General features: G+C 71.3%; 18 protein-coding genes. 8 read left to right on the top strand and 10 right to left on the bottom strand.

What is annotated here, in order from left to right:
- Both JNK30_RS16280 and JNK30_RS16285 read right to left on the bottom strand, forming a co-directional pair.
- On the bottom strand, nt 1–519 hold a 519-nt coding region (locus JNK30_RS16280; protein ID WP_293483736.1), incomplete at its 3' end, for a hypothetical protein.
- A 1-nt stretch (nt 520) separates the two neighbouring features.
- Nucleotides 521–925 (bottom strand): DUF2784 domain-containing protein, encoded by a 405-nt coding sequence (locus JNK30_RS16285; RefSeq protein WP_293483737.1) that lies wholly within the window; start codon nt 923–925, stop codon nt 521–523.
- 173 nt (nt 926–1,098) lie between these two features.
- Between JNK30_RS16285 and JNK30_RS16290 the strand changes: the two genes are divergently transcribed.
- The 5 genes from JNK30_RS16290 (at nt 1,099) to JNK30_RS16310 (ending at nt 3,594) form a co-directional block, all read left to right on the top strand.
- Nucleotides 1,099–1,236 (top strand): entericidin A/B family lipoprotein, encoded by a 138-nt coding sequence (locus JNK30_RS16290; RefSeq protein WP_293483738.1) that lies wholly within the window; start codon nt 1,099–1,101, stop codon nt 1,234–1,236.
- A gap of 45 nt (nt 1,237–1,281) precedes the next feature.
- Complete coding sequence (locus JNK30_RS16295; RefSeq protein WP_293483740.1) at nt 1,282–1,503, top strand: hypothetical protein; 222 nt, start codon at nt 1,282–1,284, stop codon at nt 1,501–1,503.
- Nucleotides 1,504–1,586: 83 nt separating this feature from the next.
- Nucleotides 1,587–1,982, top strand: a complete 396-nt coding sequence (locus JNK30_RS16300; protein ID WP_293483741.1) for a DUF983 domain-containing protein — start codon at nt 1,587–1,589, stop codon at nt 1,980–1,982.
- A 91-nt stretch (nt 1,983–2,073) separates the two neighbouring features.
- Nucleotides 2,074–3,342 (top strand): cytochrome P450, encoded by a 1,269-nt coding sequence (locus JNK30_RS16305; RefSeq protein ID WP_293483743.1) that lies wholly within the window; start codon nt 2,074–2,076, stop codon nt 3,340–3,342.
- 90 nt (nt 3,343–3,432) lie between these two features.
- Nucleotides 3,433–3,594, top strand: coding sequence for a hypothetical protein (locus tag JNK30_RS16310; protein WP_293483744.1), 162 nt, complete (start codon nt 3,433–3,435; stop codon nt 3,592–3,594).
- A 25-nt stretch (nt 3,595–3,619) separates the two neighbouring features.
- Here the strand turns inward: JNK30_RS16310 and JNK30_RS16315 are convergent, their stop codons facing one another.
- Both JNK30_RS16315 and JNK30_RS16320 read right to left on the bottom strand, forming a co-directional pair.
- Nucleotides 3,620–4,033, bottom strand: a complete 414-nt coding sequence (locus tag JNK30_RS16315) for a rhodanese-like domain-containing protein (protein WP_293483745.1) — start codon at nt 4,031–4,033, stop codon at nt 3,620–3,622.
- Nucleotides 4,034–4,158: 125 nt separating this feature from the next.
- The gene (locus JNK30_RS16320) at nt 4,159–4,809 is read right to left on the bottom strand and encodes a PEPxxWA-CTERM sorting domain-containing protein (RefSeq protein WP_293483747.1); all 651 of its coding nucleotides are present in this window, start codon (nt 4,807–4,809) and stop codon (nt 4,159–4,161) included.
- A 283-nt stretch (nt 4,810–5,092) separates the two neighbouring features.
- On the opposite strand from JNK30_RS16320, the gene JNK30_RS16325 reads away from it, so the two are divergent.
- The gene (locus tag JNK30_RS16325; protein WP_293483748.1) at nt 5,093–6,199 is read left to right on the top strand and encodes a hypothetical protein; all 1,107 of its coding nucleotides are present in this window, start codon (nt 5,093–5,095) and stop codon (nt 6,197–6,199) included.
- A gap of 6 nt (nt 6,200–6,205) precedes the next feature.
- On the opposite strand, the gene JNK30_RS16330 is transcribed toward JNK30_RS16325, so the two are convergent.
- The 6 genes from JNK30_RS16330 to JNK30_RS16355 all read right to left on the bottom strand — a co-directional run bounded on the left by JNK30_RS16330 (nt 6,206) and on the right by JNK30_RS16355 (nt 12,239).
- Nucleotides 6,206–7,945 (bottom strand): amidohydrolase family protein, encoded by a 1,740-nt coding sequence (locus tag JNK30_RS16330; protein ID WP_293483750.1) that lies wholly within the window; start codon nt 7,943–7,945, stop codon nt 6,206–6,208.
- Between the two features lie 156 nt (nt 7,946–8,101).
- Nucleotides 8,102–8,374: a DUF2277 domain-containing protein gene (locus JNK30_RS16335; RefSeq protein ID WP_293483751.1), complete on the bottom strand. Its 273-nt coding sequence runs from the start codon at nt 8,372–8,374 to the stop codon at nt 8,102–8,104.
- Between the two features lie 32 nt (nt 8,375–8,406).
- Entirely contained in the window at nt 8,407–9,414 is a 1,008-nt protein-coding gene (locus JNK30_RS16340; protein ID WP_293483753.1) for an SDR family oxidoreductase, read from the bottom strand.
- 87 nt (nt 9,415–9,501) lie between these two features.
- Entirely contained in the window at nt 9,502–10,578 is a 1,077-nt protein-coding gene (locus JNK30_RS16345) for a phosphatidylserine/phosphatidylglycerophosphate/cardiolipin synthase family protein (protein WP_293483754.1), read from the bottom strand.
- Between the two features lie 171 nt (nt 10,579–10,749).
- Nucleotides 10,750–11,481 carry a methyltransferase domain-containing protein gene (locus JNK30_RS16350; RefSeq protein ID WP_293483756.1) on the bottom strand — a complete coding sequence of 244 codons (732 nt, stop codon included), beginning with the start codon at nt 11,479–11,481 and terminating at the stop codon, nt 10,750–10,752.
- A gap of 29 nt (nt 11,482–11,510) precedes the next feature.
- Nucleotides 11,511–12,239, bottom strand: a complete 729-nt coding sequence (locus tag JNK30_RS16355; protein ID WP_293483757.1) for a glycosyltransferase — start codon at nt 12,237–12,239, stop codon at nt 11,511–11,513.
- 88 nt (nt 12,240–12,327) lie between these two features.
- Between JNK30_RS16355 and JNK30_RS16360 the strand changes: the two genes are divergently transcribed.
- The gene (locus JNK30_RS16360; RefSeq protein ID WP_293483759.1) at nt 12,328–14,808 is read left to right on the top strand and encodes a ligase-associated DNA damage response DEXH box helicase; all 2,481 of its coding nucleotides are present in this window, start codon (nt 12,328–12,330) and stop codon (nt 14,806–14,808) included.
- Nucleotides 14,805–15,533, top strand: coding sequence for a ligase-associated DNA damage response endonuclease PdeM (pdeM, locus tag JNK30_RS16365; protein ID WP_293483761.1), 729 nt, complete (start codon nt 14,805–14,807; stop codon nt 15,531–15,533). The genes JNK30_RS16360 and pdeM overlap by 4 nt, the downstream gene beginning before the upstream one ends.
- The last annotated feature ends 40 nt before the right edge of the window (nt 15,534–15,573 follow it).

The raw sequence follows: 15,573 nt of genomic DNA on the forward strand, positions 1-15,573 counted from the left end.
TGGGCCCGCGGTGGAGCCGAAGCCCATCAGGCAGCGCTCGGCCACCTGGCGTCCCTCGGGCCCGTCGAAGTTGGTGCGGATCCCGGTGACCGCCTCGGCGAACCGCTTCCGCCCCTCGGCGCTGTAGGGCAGCCGGCCGTCGGCGGGCTCCACGATCCACGACGAGCGCAGCGAGCCGCCGAGGTTGCCCACCTTCGTGCCCGGGTCGATCCAGAAGGCGTTGTAGCCGCCGGGATCCTCCCCCGCCTTGGGCGCGCCCTGTCCGGGATCCGTCGGGCGCGCGTCGGCGGCGCGGAAGCCCGCGAAGCTCGTCTCGAGCGCCCTGGCCTGTTCGGGCGTGATCTCCAGGGTCTTGAACTGCGCCGGCCGCTCAAGCTGCGTCACCGAGGCGTTCGTCCAGACGCCCGAAAGGTCGGGCTGACCGAGCGCGTTGCGCGGCGCCTTCCAGGTCTGGGCGCCGGCCGCGCCGGCGCAGATCGTGAGCGCCATGGCCGCCATGAGTGCGTCCGTGCGAGCCATCTCAGTCCTCCCCGTTGAACCTCGTTGCGGGAAGTATGCGCCCTTGCGGCGGAACGAGCCACCACAGGGCCGCGACATAGACGAGGACCGCGACATACGCCGCCGCAAACGCCGCCGGCGGCAGCGGCCAGAAGATCACGCCGTTGACCCACCTCATGATGAGGGGATCCCCGGCGCCGCCTCCGGTGAGCGCATCCTGCCAGTCGGTGAGGAAGCACGCGCGGCCCATCACCGCCTGCGCGGCGACCACCAGCAGCGATCCGAGGTGCAGCGCGCGCAGCCACCGGATGCGCACGAAGCGCCAGCCGAGCGCCGCGCCGGCGGGGATCGCCACGAGCCCGATCACGTTGAAGGCGATCACGGCCACGTGGATCGCCAGCGCGAGCTGTCCCAGCAGCAGGTTCACTCCCGGAGCCTACGCCGGTCCCGCCGGGTTGTCCGCCGGCGCGCGCGGCCGCGGAACAGGGACGGGCCGTTCCGCACCTGTCCGGCCTGCGCGCGGGCCTACTGGCCCGGCAGCCGCAGGCTTGACTATGGGCCCGCAGCAGGGGACTCCAGGCCATCCCGAGGAGGACCCCCATGCGCAAGCTCATCGTGCTCACCGCTGCGGCCGCCGCCCTGCTGGTCTCCGCCTGCAACACCGTCTCCGGCCTCGGCAAGGACGCCCAGGCGGCGGGGCGCGCCGTGACCGGCGCCGCGGAAGACGCCAAGCGGTAGGAACCGCCGGCCCTCCGCCGGGTTGAGGCCCGGCAAGGAGGCCCCATGTCCACGTCCAAGCACCCTGCGCCCGGCCAGGTCCGCCCGCCCCGGGACGACCTCGAGACCGATCCGGGCATCGGCGCGTCGCGCGGCACGACGATCGCCGGCGAGGATCCCCACATCCTGCGCGAAGACGGCGAGAACACCGAAGAGGGCGACGTCGCCAACGACGCCGACGCGACCGGCGCCATCGTCCCGAACGCGCGTCATCGCAGCCATCCCTGAAAGAATTCGCCCCGGCGTGAATTCTTGCGTCGAATCGTCGGACGGACCTTTCCCCGGCGCGCCGGAGGGCGCATATCCCGCCCATGACCGAGATCGCGCATCCCCTGTTCCGCTCCATCGGCCGAGGCTTGCGCCACCGGTGCCCGGCGTGCGGGAAGGGCAATCTCTTCGGCCGCTACCTGAAGGTCGAGCCGCGCTGCGCCGCCTGCGGGCATGAGACCGCCCGATATCCCGCGGATGATGGGCCCGCGTATCTGACCATCCTGCTCATCGGGCACCTGATCGTGGCCCCGCTGCTGTTCTTCCCCATCGTGTGGGAAACCTCGCCCCTGGTGTCGCTGCCGATCATCCTGGGGTCGCTGGCCGTCGTCACCCTGCTGACGCTGCCGCGGATCAAGGGCGGCTGGATCGGTCTGATGTACGCCCTGCAGGTGACCGACCGCGACCACCGCTTCCATACGGCCGACGCCGCGGACTGAACTGCGCTTTCGGTGACGGCGCCGTCAACTTGACACTGTTCAAACGCTGTTTGGCGCTGTTCACTGTCGGCCCTTCGACGGAGGAGCAGCAATGGCGGACGGCAACCTGACGAACATCGCGGCCGCGCGGGAAGAAGCCTACGCGCTGCCCCTCGCGAAGCTGAACCCGGCCCAGCCCGAGCTGTTCGAGGCCGACGCCCACTGGCCCTACTTCGAGCGCCTGCGCGCCGAGGACCCCGTGCACTACTGCGAGGAGCACGAGTTCGGGCCCTACTGGTCGATCACCAAGTACAACGACATCATGGCGATCGACACCGATCACCATCGCTTCTCGTCCGACTTCATGAAGGGCGGCATCACCATCGCCGGCGGCCAGCAGAACATGGACCCGCTGCCGATGTTCATCGCCATGGATCCGCCCAAGCACGACATCCAGCGCAAGGCCGTGAGCCCCGCGGTGGCGCCGCCGGCGCTGGCCGCCATGGCGCCGCAGATCCGCGAGCGCGCGGGTCAGATCCTCGACGGCCTGCCGATCGGCGAGGAGTTCGACTGGGTCGACCTCGTCTCCAAGGAACTGACGGCGATGACGCTGGCGACGCTGTTCGACGCGCCGCAGGCCGATCGCCGCAAGATCACCTACTGGTCCGACGTGGTGACCGCCGCGCCGCGGCCGGGCGGCCTGGTCGAGTCCCTCGAGCAGAAGATGGCGATCTTCTCCGAGTACCACGCCTACTTCACGGGGCTGTGGAACGAGAAGGTGAACGCCCCGCCGCACGGCGACCTGATCTCGATGCTGGCCCACCACCCGGCGACCCGGAACATGGAGCCGCGCGAGTACTTCGGGAACGTGGTCCTGCTGACGGTGGGCGGCAACGACACCACCCGCAACACCATCTCGGGCTCGATCTACGCGCTGAACAAGAACCCCGACCAGTACGCCAAGCTGCGGGCCAACCCCGACCTGATCCCCTCGATGGTGTCCGAGACCATCCGCTGGCAGACCCCGCTGGCCCACATGCGCCGCACCGCCGTCGAGGACGTGGACTTCCAGGGCAAGCGCATCAAGGCCGGCGACAAGGTCGTCATGTGGTACGTCAGCGGCAATCGCGACGACGAGGTGATCGAGAACCCGAACGCCTACATCATCGACCGCGAACGGCCCCGCCAGCACATCTCGTTCGGCTTCGGCATCCACCGCTGCGTGGGCAATCGCCTCGCCGAGCTGCAGCTCACCATCATCTGGGAAGAGATCCTCAAGCGCTTCCCCACCGTCGAACTGGTGGCCGAGCCGAAGCGCAGCTTCTCGACCTTCGTGAAGGGCTACGAGACGATGCCCGTGGTGATCCCCAGGCGGAACTAGGCGCTTCGATCCTGTCCAAAGGTTCACTGGCGGACGGCGTCGGGCGGCAGCATAGCTCGACCACACCCTGCCGCCAGAAGGACCCGAACCGTGACCGACCCCGCCGCCGACGCCATCGAGGGCGAGTTCCGGGTGCTGGCCACGCGCGACCACAGGCCCTCGCCCAACACCCGCCGGATCGTGGCGCGGATCCTGTGCTGGAACCTCATCTTCGTAGGCGTCCTGGCGGGCGCGCCGCAGCTCTTCGCCTGACAGGCGGCTGAGGCGGCCCGAGGGGTCAGCCCTGCGCCGGGCCCGACGCCTTGGGGGCCAGCGCCTCGACCGGGGCCCCGTCCTTCCGCCAGGCGGTGAAGCCGCCGGCCAGGTGGCAGACGTTCTCGAGGCCCATGTCCTGCACGGTCTTGGCGGCCAGGGCCGAGCGCCAGCCGCCGGCGCAGAAGAACAGGAAACGCTTGGGCTCGGCGAAGACAGGCTTCGCGTAGGGGCTCTCCGGATCGACCCAGAACTCCAGCATGCCCCTTGGGCAGGAGAACGCGCCCGGGATGACGCCTTCCCGCTCGCGCTCGCGGGGGTCGCGCAGGTCGACGAACACCACGTCCTCGCGGCCGTGCAGGTCGCGCGCCGCGCTGACGTCCAGCGCCAGAACCTCGGCGTCCGCCTCGGCCAGGAGCTGCTTGTATCCCTTCTTCATCGCGACCTCGTTGGATTGCCTCAGCAAGGCCACCCGAAAAGGCGCGTCGTGTCACGCGAACTTCGCATCGTGGCGCCGCACGCGGACGTCCACCCCCCGGCGGCGCCCGCGTGCAGCGCCGCGGGTCAGGCCGGGAGCAGCCTGCCCGCGCCGGGCCGACGTCGCAGAAGCACGCCCGCGCCGCCGAAACCCAGGATCATCATCGTCCAGGCCGCGGGCTCGGGAACGCCCGCCACGGGGCGGTCGAAGCTCACGCTGTCGTATCCCGTGGTCCTGGCGTCGAGGCGGCCCGTGAACAGCACCTCCCCGGCGGCGCCATGGATCGTGACGTCGTACAGGTCGCGGGTCTCGCAGCAGTCGCCACGCCCGTAGATCGCCACGCTCGCCAGCGTCGTCGCCGCCGAGAAGGTGATCGTCAGGAACTCGCTCGGGCCGGCCCCCGCCGAATGGTAGACCCCGGGCACGACCGGCGTGGCGCTGTAGTCGAAATCCGCCGGATAGACGCCGTCGTTCGCCTCGCCCGGCCCGCCCTCGGGCGCCTCGCCGATCGGATAGCGGCTGAGCGCGGTGGCGACCCCGCCGTTCGAGGCGAGGGCCACGTTCTGGCCGCCGAAGTCGAACGCGAGCAGCTCGGCCACCTGCAGGTAGTCCGGCAGGGCGTTCTTCACGGTGATGCTCTTGGCCCCCACCACCGTCACGGCCTGGGCCGCGCCCGCCGTCGCCAGGGCGGCCGCGGTCCCCACGGCCATGGCCTTGCAGAATGTCAGACGTCCCATCTTCATCGAAGCAACCCCACATCACAGGTGCGGCGTCCGTTCGATGACGGCGCGCGCAGGATTTGGGTGAAGCCGGCCTCTTCGGCGGCGTCACCGCCTGTGATGTTGCGGCGACGGGGGGCAAGGGCTCCATACCCGATTGTAGGGTGCTGTTTTGGGGCGCCCCTCGGCCTGCGATCGGGCGCGCGCCTCCTCTCGACAGGCCGCCACGTGTGCGAGACCATGGGCCCCTTGCGGTCGATCCCGCCGGCCAGACGTGGGACGCTCCGCGAAGGAGGAACCCATGCACCGCGCCGCCCGGCTCGCCCTTGCCCTGATCACCTGCGCCGCCCCGCTGGCGCTCTCCACCGCGGCATACGCCGCTGACGCCCCGGCCGCGAAGGCTGCCGTCTGGAAGGCGCCCCGCAACGCCTTCGGCCAGCCCGACCTGTCGGGGAACTGGAGCAACGCCACCCTCACCCCGGTCGTCCGCCCGGCGAAGTTCGGGACCCGGGCCGTCCTGACGCCGGAGGAGGTGAAGGCCATGGAGGCCGCCGCCGAGCTCGAGGTCGAGGAGGGCAACGCCTCGACCGACCCCAACGCCGACGCCGAGCACCGGGCCAAGGTCACGAACGTGAAGCCGGAATACGCCGCGGCCGGCGGCGACACGGGCGGCTACAACCGCGGCTGGCTGGATCCCGGCAGCTCGGTGATGCGCGTCGGCGGAGAGCCGCGCACCAGCCTCTTGACCACGCCCGACGGCCAGGTTCCCAAGCGCAAGGGGGGCGCGGCGCCGATGCCGCGTCGGCCCGGCATGGGCGCCTTCGACAGCTACGAGACCCGCTCGCTGGGAGAGCGCTGCATCATGGGGTTCGGGCGCAACGCCGGTCCCCCGATGCTGCCCAACGGCTTCTACAACAACAACTACCAGTTCCTGCAGACGGCGGACACGCTGGTGATCAACGTCGAGATGATCCACGACACCCGGATCATCCGGATCGGCGGCAAGCACCGGACCGACGGGATCCGCACCTATCTGGGCGACTCGATCGGCTGGTGGGAGGGCGACACCCTGGTGGTGCAGACCACCAACTTCCTGCCCAACCAGGCCTACAACGGCGCCTGGGAGAACCTGAAGGTCACCGAGCGGTTCACCCGCGTCGGGCCGCGCCGGCTGCGCTACCAGTTCCAGGCCGAGGACCCGGGCGTGTGGGACAAGCCGTGGGGCGGCGAGTACGAGTTCTACACCCTGAACGGCCGGGTCTTCGAATACGCCTGCCACGAGGGCAACTACGCCCTCCCCGGCATCCTCGCCGGCGCCCGCTACCAGGAAGAGGAAGCCCGCAAGGCCGCGGCGGCGGGTCCCGGCGAACCGAAGACGGGCGGCGCGAAGACGGGCGGCGCCCCGTAGCCTTCCCTACTCCGCCGCCTGGCGCAGCGGCGCCGGCTGGCGGCCCCGGATCAGGCGGCCGGGGAGCGGGCCCTGGGGGGCGCCGTCGCGGTAGATGACCTGGCCGGACTTGATGGTGGCCCGATAGCCCTCGGCGTCCTGCATCAGCCGGCGCGCGCCGGTGGGCAGGTCGTAGACCATGTAGGGGACCTTCAGCCGCAGGCGGTCGAAGTCGATCACGTTCAGGTCGGCCAGGTAGCCCGGCGCGATCACCCCGCGGTCGTTCAGCCCCACGGCTTCGGCCGTGTCCAGCGTCTGGCCGCGGATGGTGCGGGCGAGGTCCAGCTTCGGCCCGCGGGTCCGGTCGCGGCACCAGTGGGTGAGCATGAAGGTGGGCAGGCTGACGTCGCAGATCGCGCCCACGTGCGCCCCGCCGTCCGACAGGCCCGACAGGCAGTTCGGGTTGGTCAGCATCGCGTGCACGTTGTCCAGGCTGCCCTCGACGTAGTTGTGCATCGGGAAGAACAGGAACGCCCGGCCCTCGTCGGCGATCAGCGCGTCGTAGACCAGCTCGTCCGGGTTGATCCCGAGCGCCTTCGCCCTGGCGCCCAGGCTGGTGGACGGATGCGGCTCGTAGTCGAGATGGTCCCCCTCGATGGCGTACATCTTGTGGTGGGCGCCCGCGAGCGAGTTGATGAAGGGGTGCCCCTTGGCCGGGGCCTCGGCGATCAGCCGCGCGCGGAACGCGGGGTCCTTCATCCGGGCCACCTTCTCCGCCAGCGGCAGGTCGGCGATCTCGGCGTAGGAGGGGCGGCTGATGAAGGGGTGCGCCGAGCCCTGCAGGCCCAGCATCAGGCCCACCGGCCGGCCCGCCACCTGGGCCTTGATCGGGTAGCCCGCCTCGACGGCGTCGTCCATGCGGGCCATCAGCTCGCGCCAGCGGTCGGGGACCACGTCGGCCTGGACCAGCGAGAAGCTCAGCGGCTGCCCGGCGATCTTCGTGAGGTCGCGGATGAGCTGGAACTCCTGGTCGATGTCGGCGAAGTCGCTCACCCACTGCAGCACGCCCGAACCGGCGTCGGCGAGGCCCTGGGCGATCGCCTCCATCTCGGCCCGCGCCGCGCCGATGGTGGGGGTCAGGTCGCCGTCGGCCGTGCGGTGGACCATGGTGCGCGTCGTGGAGAAGCCCAGCGCGCCGGCGCGGATCGCCTCGGCGGTCAGCTCGCGCATCCGCTGGTTCTCGTCCGGGGTCGCCGGCTCGCGGTTCGCGCCGCGCTCGCCCATGACGTACACGCGCAGCGCCCCGTGCGGCACCTGGACCGCCACGTCGATGTCGTGCGGCAAGGCCTCCACGGCGTCCATGTACTCGGCGAAGCTTTCCCAGCGCCACGACAGGCCCTCGTGCAGGGCCGCGCCGGGGATGTCCTCCACCCCCTCCATCAGGCGGATCAGGGTGTCCTCGTCACCCTTACGGACGGGCGCGAAGCCGACGCCGCAGTTGCCGACCACCACGGTCGTGGCGCCCAGCGTCGAGGACGGCGTCATCCGGGAATCCCAGGTGACCTGGCCGTCGTAGTGCGTGTGGATGTCGACCCAGCCCGGGGTGACCAGCATCCCGGCGGCGTCGATCTCCTCGCGGCCACGGCCCGCGACGCGGCCCACCTGCACGACGCGATCGCCCGCGATCGCCACGTCGGCGACGACGCCCGGTCCGCCCGTCCCGTCGAAGACGGTCCCGCCGCGGATCACCAGATCGAATTCGGGCATCAGGGCCTCCTTGCGCGCGCCGCATCATGCGTGGCCCGGCCCGGACCGCAAGACTGACGCGAGGGCATGAGGCCCTGTCCCAACGACACGCTCCGCCGTCATCCCCGGCTTGCGCGGAGGATCCCTTGGGCTGTGAGCGGGCGCGCGCCTGCAGACCTACGCCTTGGCGAACCGCGCCGCGTTGCGCGCCCGCGCCTTGGCGGCCTCGGTTTCGCGGTCGCGGGGCGGCGCCTGGGTTTCCAGGTCGGCCAACAGGTGCTGGGCGATGTGGGTCACCTCGGCCACGGCCCGGTCGAACGCCGCCTTGTTGGCCTTCGATGGCGTGTTGAAGCCCGAGAGCTTGCGCACGAACTGCAGGGCGGCGGCCCGGACCTCCTCGTCGGTGGCGGGCGGGTCGAAGTTGAAGAGGGTCTTGATGTTGCGGCACATGGCGTCAGGCTCTCCTGCCGATGTGGCGGTTCTCAGGCGTCCTGCGTCTGCGGGGCCGCGCGGCCCAGGCCGCCCAGCTGCCAGCCCACGGCCTTGGCCATGCGCTCGTAGAAGCTGACCTCGTAGGCTTCCTCGGGCGTCTCGCGCACCATCCGGTCCATGATGATCGCGTCCTCGCCCACCAGGATGCGCCAGCGCTCGGCCTTCACGCCATCGAGGATGATGGTGGCCGCCTGGGCCGCCGTCGTCGGCGCATCCTCGCGGAAGCGGCGCGCCTGCTCGGCCATCATCGCCTGGATCGCGGCGTCCGGCACCTGCGAGGGGTCCATGCCCATCCGCGCCATCCGCTCGCGCGCCGAAGCGAGCTCGGCCGGGGTCAGCTCGTCGCTCCAGTCGCCGCGGAACACCTTGCGCGAGTTGCCGGCGATGTCGGTGCCGATGTGGCCGGGCATCACCACCGAGCACTTGATGTGCGGGGCGTTGACCCGGAGGTCGGTGATCAGCGCCTCGGTGAAGCCCTTCACGGCGAACTTCGCCGCGGCATAGGCCGAGTGCGAGACGCCGGGGCCGAGGCTGGCCCAGAAACCGTTCACCGAGGCGGTGTTGACGATGTGGGCTTCGTCCGCCGCCAGCAGCATCGGCATGAAGGTGCGGCAGCCGTAGTAGACGCCGTACCAGCAGACATTGAACGTCCGCTCCCAGGCCTCCCGCTCCTCGGGCTTCACCATCGAGCCGCCGCCGCCGATGCCGGCGTTGTTGAAGAGCAGGTGCAGCCGTTCGGCCTCGTGCGCCGCCGCGGCCTCGTCGCGGAAGCGGCGCAGGTCCTCCTCGCTGGCCACGTCGGCGTGGTGCGCCGTGATTCTGGCGCCCTGCGGGATCCCGTCCGCCTGGCAGAGGCGGATCGTCTCGGCCATGTTGGCGTCCGAGACGTCGCACATGGCGACGCTGCAGCCTTCGGCGATCAGCTGGCGGGCCAGCTCGCGGCCCATCCCCGTGCCGCCGCCCGTGACCACCGCGAACTTGCCGGCGAAATCCTTCATGACGCTGTCCTCGAAACGCGTTTTGCCCAGCCTACGCCGGATGCGGGCCGGCGTAAGCCGTCACGCAGCGTCAAGCGGCGGCGCCGGTCAGGGCTGGGTCGCGACGCTGCTGCCGGCGGTGGAGGCGACGCGGCCGGGGTCGGCGGCGCAGGTGCGGCCGGCGGCCTCGTCGGCCAGGCGCTGGAAACGGGCGTCGAACGCCGAGACCAGCTGCGGCTCGGCGCTCCGCGCGAGGATCTCCTGGTTCATCATCCGCGAGCCGAAGTTGTAGTTCAGGCTCCCGAACCAGGCGGTGCGGCGGTCCTCGTGGTCGACGATCACGAACTTGGCGTGCATCGGCAGCCCTTCGGGATCGCAGAAGCGCATCACCTCCACGCCCGAGCGGCGCAGCTCGGCCACCACGTCGCGCGGCACGCGGCGGCGGGTGTCGTGGACGACGAGCTCCACCCGGGCGCCACGCTGGGCGGCCGCCATCAGGCGGGCGGCGACCGGCCCCTTGTCCATGTGCGAGACCGCCGCGCGGACCTCGTCGCCCGGACCCAGGCGGGCGATCCGCCGCTCCACCACGTCGGGACGCAGGCGCGGGTAGAAGTAGAAGGCGATGTCGTCGCCGATCCGCTTGGCCTTGTTCGCGCGCTTGCCGAAGCGGAAGAAGGCGCGGCCTTCCCAGATCCGCCGCGCCTGGGCGCGCAGGGCGTCGACGGCCTCCGGGTCGCGGAAGTCCACCAGCAGGTTCTCGCCCCGGTCCTGGTCGCCGATGTCCTTCAGGAGCTTGGGATCGTCGAGGCCCCCGGACGGATTGTAGGAGCCGATGAAGGCGGCCGGCTCGGGACCCCCCGAGAAGGTGTAGATCTTGGCGTGCAGGTGCTGCCCGGGAAGCCACGACCGGTGCAGGCGCAGGCCGTCCCCCAGACCCGCCTTCAGATGCTCGATCGCAGGCCGGTTGACCGACGCGCGGCGAGGGTTGCCCTCGAGCACCAGCCGGACGCGGACGCCGCGCGCCTTGGCCGCGATGAGGGCGTCGGCCAGTTCCGGATCGCGGAAGTAGTAGGTCGCCCAGGTGATCTCGCTGCCCGCCGGCGCGGCCCGCACGCGTTCGAGCAGCAGGTCGCGCAGGGCTTGCGGCGGCTGGTCGACGCCCCCGTAGTGGAGCGTGGCGCTCACCGGCTCGTTCGGCGGAGGCAGGACGGCAGGGCTGTCGAGCACGGGGCGCGGGACTCGCGGTTGGGCGGGCGGAAAGAGCAACCCAGCTTAGGCCGAAGCGCAAGTCCCGGCGACACATTCCCGCCGCTGGCCCCCTGGCTCTCCCCTGGCGCGGGGCGGGCGGCGCGCCCGTCAGCGCGGGGCGCGGCAGGGCATGATGTCGGCGGGCTTGGGCCGTTCGTCGGGGGCCTCGAAGATGGCGATGTAGCCGACGCCGCCGTCCATCACGCGGCGGCCCAGCTGCCGGTAGCCCACCGCCTCGAACTCGCAGCGCAGCAGGCGCGGGGGCGTGCCGTGGCTCTGTGTGGGCCGGTCGAGGTCGATCACGCCCACCCGGCCGCCGGGCTTCATCTGCGCGGCCAGGTTCCACAGCAGGGCGTAGGGGCTCTCGATCTCGTGGTACATGTGGACGAGGACGGCTCGGTCGATCGAGCGCGGCGGAAGGCTGGGGTCGTCGCCCTTCCCCACGATGATCCTGACGTTCTTCAGGCCCCGGCGCTCGGCCTCGCGGCGCAGGCCCGAGATGTAGGACTCCACGATGTCCTCGGCATAGACGATCCCCTCGGGGCCGACCGCCGGCGACAGGCGAAGGGTGTGGTATCCGGACCCGGCCCCGATATCGGCCACCGTCATGCCGCGCTTGATGCCCAGCGCCCGGATCAGCTGGCCCGACTCGTCGGCGGCGTCGCGGTCGGGGCCGGACGACCAGGCCGGGGCGACGATGCCCGCCACGGGCCGGTCCGGCTTCGGGAAGCCGTCCGGAAACCGTTCGACGGCCGCGGGCGCCGGCGGCGCGGCGCCCTCGCTGGGCTTCGAGCAGGCGGCGGTGGCGAGCACCGCGAAAAGGGCCAGTCCAAGTCTCATGTGGACCATTCGGCTCGGGCGCGACGGCGTCAGGTGATGGGTTGGCCGGCCTCGTGCAGGCGCTTGGCTTCCCAGTAATCGAACAGCTTGGGGTAAGGCTCGTCGGGCGAACGCAGCATGCAGCGCGAACCCGGCGGCGGCGTCTCGCCGTGCTCGATATAGGTCATCGCCCACATGGTCCGGTAGTTGACCGTCGGCTTCGACACATGCGCCAGCACGGCGTTCGAGTTCTTGATGATCGCCCAGAGCACATAGTCGTCCACGATCGAGGCCCGCGGGTCCTTGAACGCCCACGCGCCGATGGCCGCGAAGGCGGCGCGCGTGATGAAGAAGCAGTTCATGTCGCAGAAATCGGCCCCGTTCGACTGCTTGCACACCGCCATGACGCTGCCGTCCGGGCGGATCAGGTTGCGGGTGGCCGTGACGATGTGCGCCCCCGTCTCCTGCTGGCGGCGGATCAGGGTCTCGATGTGGTCGGGCTCGTACCAGTTGTCCGCGTCGAGGAAGGTGATGGCGTCGTAGCCCTGGCTGCAGGCGCTCATGGCGGCCACGGCGCGCGGGGTGTCGCCGAAGTCCCCGTGGTTCCAGGGCAGCGGGAAGTGGCGGACCGGCCAGGCGTCGATCTCGGAGTTCGGGTGGCCGTCGGCGACCATGATGTGGGTCACGTCCGGGTGGGTCTGCGCCGCCACGCTCTCGTGGCAGCCCCGCAGCTGTTCCACGGATTCCTTGAAGTAGGGGGTAATGACGGCGACACGCATCCGAGCAGCCTTACCCCGCCCGGCGTCCCGGCGAAACCGGAGATGCGCGGGCGGATGAAACGGAACGGGAACGTGCTATAGCGGCGCGATGGCCGACGCCTCCGGTCCCACCGCCGACCTCCTGCCGCCGCGCTTCGCCGACTGGTTCGCCCGCCGCGGCTGGAGCCCGCGCGCGCACCAGCTCGAGATGGTGGCCCAGGGCCGCGGCGGGCGCGACGCCCTGCTGATCGCGCCTACGGGCGGGGGCAAGACGCTGGCGGGCTTCCTGCCCAGCCTGATCGAACTCGCCGAGCGGCCCCCGGCGAACGCGCCGCGCGGCCTGCACACGCTCTACATCTCGCCCCTCAAGGCGCTCGCGGTGGACGTCGAGCGGAACCTCGGCGCGCCGATCCTGGAGATGGGCCTGCCGGTGACGGCCGAGAGCCGGACCGGGGACACCGGCCTCTCCCGTCGGCAGCGCCAGCGCGTGAAGCCGCCGGACATCCTGCTCACCACGCCCGAGCAGCTGGCGCTGCTGTGCGCCTGGGAAGGCGCGCGGCTCTACTTCGAGGACCTGCGCTGCGTGATCCTCGACGAGATCCATACGCTCCATTCGTCGAAGCGCGGGGACCTCCTGGCCCTGGACCTCGCCCGGCTGCAGGCGCTCGCCCCGAACATGCGCCGCGTGGGCCTCTCGGCCACCATCGACGACCCCGAGGTGATCAAGGCCTGGATGGCTTCGCATCGTGCGGCGCCGGGCGCCGGCGCCGAGGCCATAACGCTCGTCCGCGGGCCGCCGGGGGCCGAGCCGGTCGTGGACGTCCTGCTCAGCGAGGGCCGCGTGCCGTGGAGCGGCCATACCGCCCAGCACGCCATGGCCGAGGTCTACGAGCAGATCCGCCGCGCCCGCACCGCCCTGGTGTTCGTCAACACGCGCTTCCAGGCCGAGTTCGCCTTCCAGGAGCTGTGGAAGCTGAACGAGGACGCGCTGCCGATCGCCCTGCACCACGGCAGCCTGGCGGCCGAGCAGCGGCGCAAGGTCGAGGCCGCGATGGCCCGCGGCGAACTGCGGGCGGTGGTCTGCACTTCGACCCTCGACCTCGGGATCGACTGGGGCGACGTGGACCTCGTCATCCAGCTCGCCAGCCCCAAGGGCGCCTCGCGCATGGTCCAGCGGATCGGCCGAGCGAACCACCGGCTGGACGAGCCCAGCCACGCGCTCTTCGTGCCCGCCAACCGGTTCGAGATGCTGGAGTGCCAGGCGGCCCGGGAGGCCATCGCCGAAAACCGGCTGGACGGCGATCCGCCGCGCGTGGGCGCCCTGGACGTGCTGGCCCAGCACGTGATGGGCTGCGCGGTCTCCGAGCCGTTCGACATGCTGGAGCTGTACGACGAGGTCCGCTCCGCCGGCCCCTACCGCGACCTGCCGTGGGAGGACTTCGAGCAGGTCGTCGATTTCGTCTCCACCGGCGGCTACGCGCTCAAGACCTACGACCGTTTCCGACGCATCGTGCGGTTACCCGACGGGCGCTGGAAGGTGAGGGACCTGAACGTGGCGCAGCGGCACAGGCTGAACGTGGGGGCGATCGTGAGCCCCGCGATGCTCTCGGTGCGCATCGCCACCCGCGGCGGCAAGGGCGGCCGCAAGGTGGGCGAGGTCGAGGAAGGCATGCTCGAGATGCTGGACCCCGGCGACACCTTCGTGTTCGCAGGCCAGGTCTGGGCGCTCGTCGGCGTCACCAACCTGGACGTTCTCGTCCGCCCCGCGCCGGATCGCGACGCCAAGATGCCCTCGTGGGGCGGCTCGAAGTTCGCGCTCTCCACCTATCTCGCCAAGCGCGTGCGCCAGCTGATGTTCGTTGAGGCGCACTGGACGGTGCTCCCGGCGGACGTGCGCGAGTGGCTCGAGGTGCAGAAGGACAAGTCGCTGATCGTGGGCGAGGACGAGCTGCTGCTGGAGACCTTCCCGCACCGCAAGCGCCAGTTCCTCGTCTGCTACCCCTTCGAGGGCCGCCTGGCGCACACCACCCTGGCGATGCTGCTCACGCGCCGGCTGGAACGGTTGGGCGTGGGGCCCCTGGGCTTCGTCTGCAACGACTATGCGCTGGCGGTCTGGGCCCTGAACCCGATGTCCGGTCTCGACTTCGACGAGCTGTTCGCCCAGGACATGCTGGGCGACGACCTCGAGTCGTGGCTCGCGGAGAGCTTCATGATGAAGCGCGCCTTCAAGAGCTGCGCGATCATCGCGGGTCTGGTCGAGAAGCGCTTCACGGGCGAGCAGCAGAAGACGGGGCGGCAGATCACCTTCTCGACCGACCTGATCTACGACGTGCTGCGCCGGCACGAGCCCGACCATCTGCTGCTGCGCTGCGCCCGCGCCGATGCGGCGAGCGGCCTCATCGACGTGGCGCGTCTCTCGGACATGCTGGCGCGCATCAAGGGCCGGATTCGCCACGCGCCCCTGGACCACCTTTCGCCCTTCTCCGTGCCGATCCTGCTCGAGATCGGCAAGGAGCGTTCGCCCGGCGGGGCCGGCGAGATGATCCTGGCCGAGGCGGAAGCCGAACTGATCGCCGAGGCCACCCAGTGAACGACGTCAGCGTGACCTTCTCCTACGCCTTCGCCGGCAGCCCCTGCGGCGGGCTGCGGACGCGGGTGCGGAGCGCCGAGGTGACGATGCGGCCGTCCGGGGCGCTGTGGGTGGAGGCCGAGCGCGCGCTGGTGGTGGCCGACCTGCACCTGGAGAAGGGCTCCAGCTACGCGGCCCGCGGCCAGATGCTGCCGCCCTACGACACCCGCGAGACCCTGCGGCGCCTGGAGGCGGAGACGGCGGCGCTGTCGCCGCAGGTCGTGGTGCTCCTGGGCGACACCTTCCACGACCGCCGGGCCGAGGCGCGGCTGGCCGAGGACGACGCCGCCCGCCTGCGGACCCTCGCCGTCGGCCGCACGCTGGTGTGGGTGATCGGCAATCACGACGCCGACGGCCCGAAGGCGCTCCCCGGCGAGGCGGCCGACGAACTCGACCTCTGCGGCCTGCGCTTCCGGCACGAGCCCCAGGCGGGCGCCCAGCCGGGCGAAGTGGCGGGCCACCTGCATCCGGCGGCCAAGGTGCGCGCCCCGCGCGGCGTGATCCGCCGGCGTTGCTTCGTGACCGACGGCGAGCGGGTGATCCTGCCGGCGTTCGGCGCGTATGCGGGCGGGCTGAACATCCGCGACGCCGCCTTCGCCGGCCTGTTCGTCCGCCCCCCGCTGGCCGGAGCGCTGGGCCCGCAGGCCGTGCGGGCGATCGGATGGCGGCAGCTCACCGACGACTGACCGGAGAAGGCGACGCTCCGCGACAACCGACCGGCGTTCG

It is taken from the genome of Phenylobacterium sp. (genome assembly GCF_016793225.1).
Classification (GTDB): domain Bacteria; phylum Pseudomonadota; class Alphaproteobacteria; order Caulobacterales; family Caulobacteraceae; genus Phenylobacterium.

Coding starts and splice junctions, on each gene's coding strand:
- JNK30_RS16305 (WP_293483743.1), top strand. CDS start 2,074: ATGGCGGACGGCAACCTGACGAACATCGCGGCCGCGCGGGAAGAAGCC.
- JNK30_RS16360 (WP_293483759.1), top strand. CDS start 12,328: ATGGCCGACGCCTCCGGTCCCACCGCCGACCTCCTGCCGCCGCGCTTC.
- JNK30_RS16335 (WP_293483751.1), bottom strand. CDS start 8,374: ATGTGCCGCAACATCAAGACCCTCTTCAACTTCGACCCGCCCGCCACC.
- JNK30_RS16340 (WP_293483753.1), bottom strand. CDS start 9,414: ATGAAGGATTTCGCCGGCAAGTTCGCGGTGGTCACGGGCGGCGGCACG.
- JNK30_RS16315 (WP_293483745.1), bottom strand. CDS start 4,033: ATGAAGAAGGGATACAAGCAGCTCCTGGCCGAGGCGGACGCCGAGGTT.
- JNK30_RS16320 (WP_293483747.1), bottom strand. CDS start 4,809: ATGGGACGTCTGACATTCTGCAAGGCCATGGCCGTGGGGACCGCGGCC.
- JNK30_RS16295 (WP_293483740.1), top strand. CDS start 1,282: ATGTCCACGTCCAAGCACCCTGCGCCCGGCCAGGTCCGCCCGCCCCGG.
- JNK30_RS16290 (WP_293483738.1), top strand. CDS start 1,099: ATGCGCAAGCTCATCGTGCTCACCGCTGCGGCCGCCGCCCTGCTGGTC.
- JNK30_RS16325 (WP_293483748.1), top strand. CDS start 5,093: ATGCACCGCGCCGCCCGGCTCGCCCTTGCCCTGATCACCTGCGCCGCC.
- JNK30_RS16330 (WP_293483750.1), bottom strand. CDS start 7,945: ATGCCCGAATTCGATCTGGTGATCCGCGGCGGGACCGTCTTCGACGGG.
- JNK30_RS16350 (WP_293483756.1), bottom strand. CDS start 11,481: ATGAGACTTGGACTGGCCCTTTTCGCGGTGCTCGCCACCGCCGCCTGC.
- JNK30_RS16355 (WP_293483757.1), bottom strand. CDS start 12,239: ATGCGTGTCGCCGTCATTACCCCCTACTTCAAGGAATCCGTGGAACAG.
- JNK30_RS16300 (WP_293483741.1), top strand. CDS start 1,587: ATGACCGAGATCGCGCATCCCCTGTTCCGCTCCATCGGCCGAGGCTTG.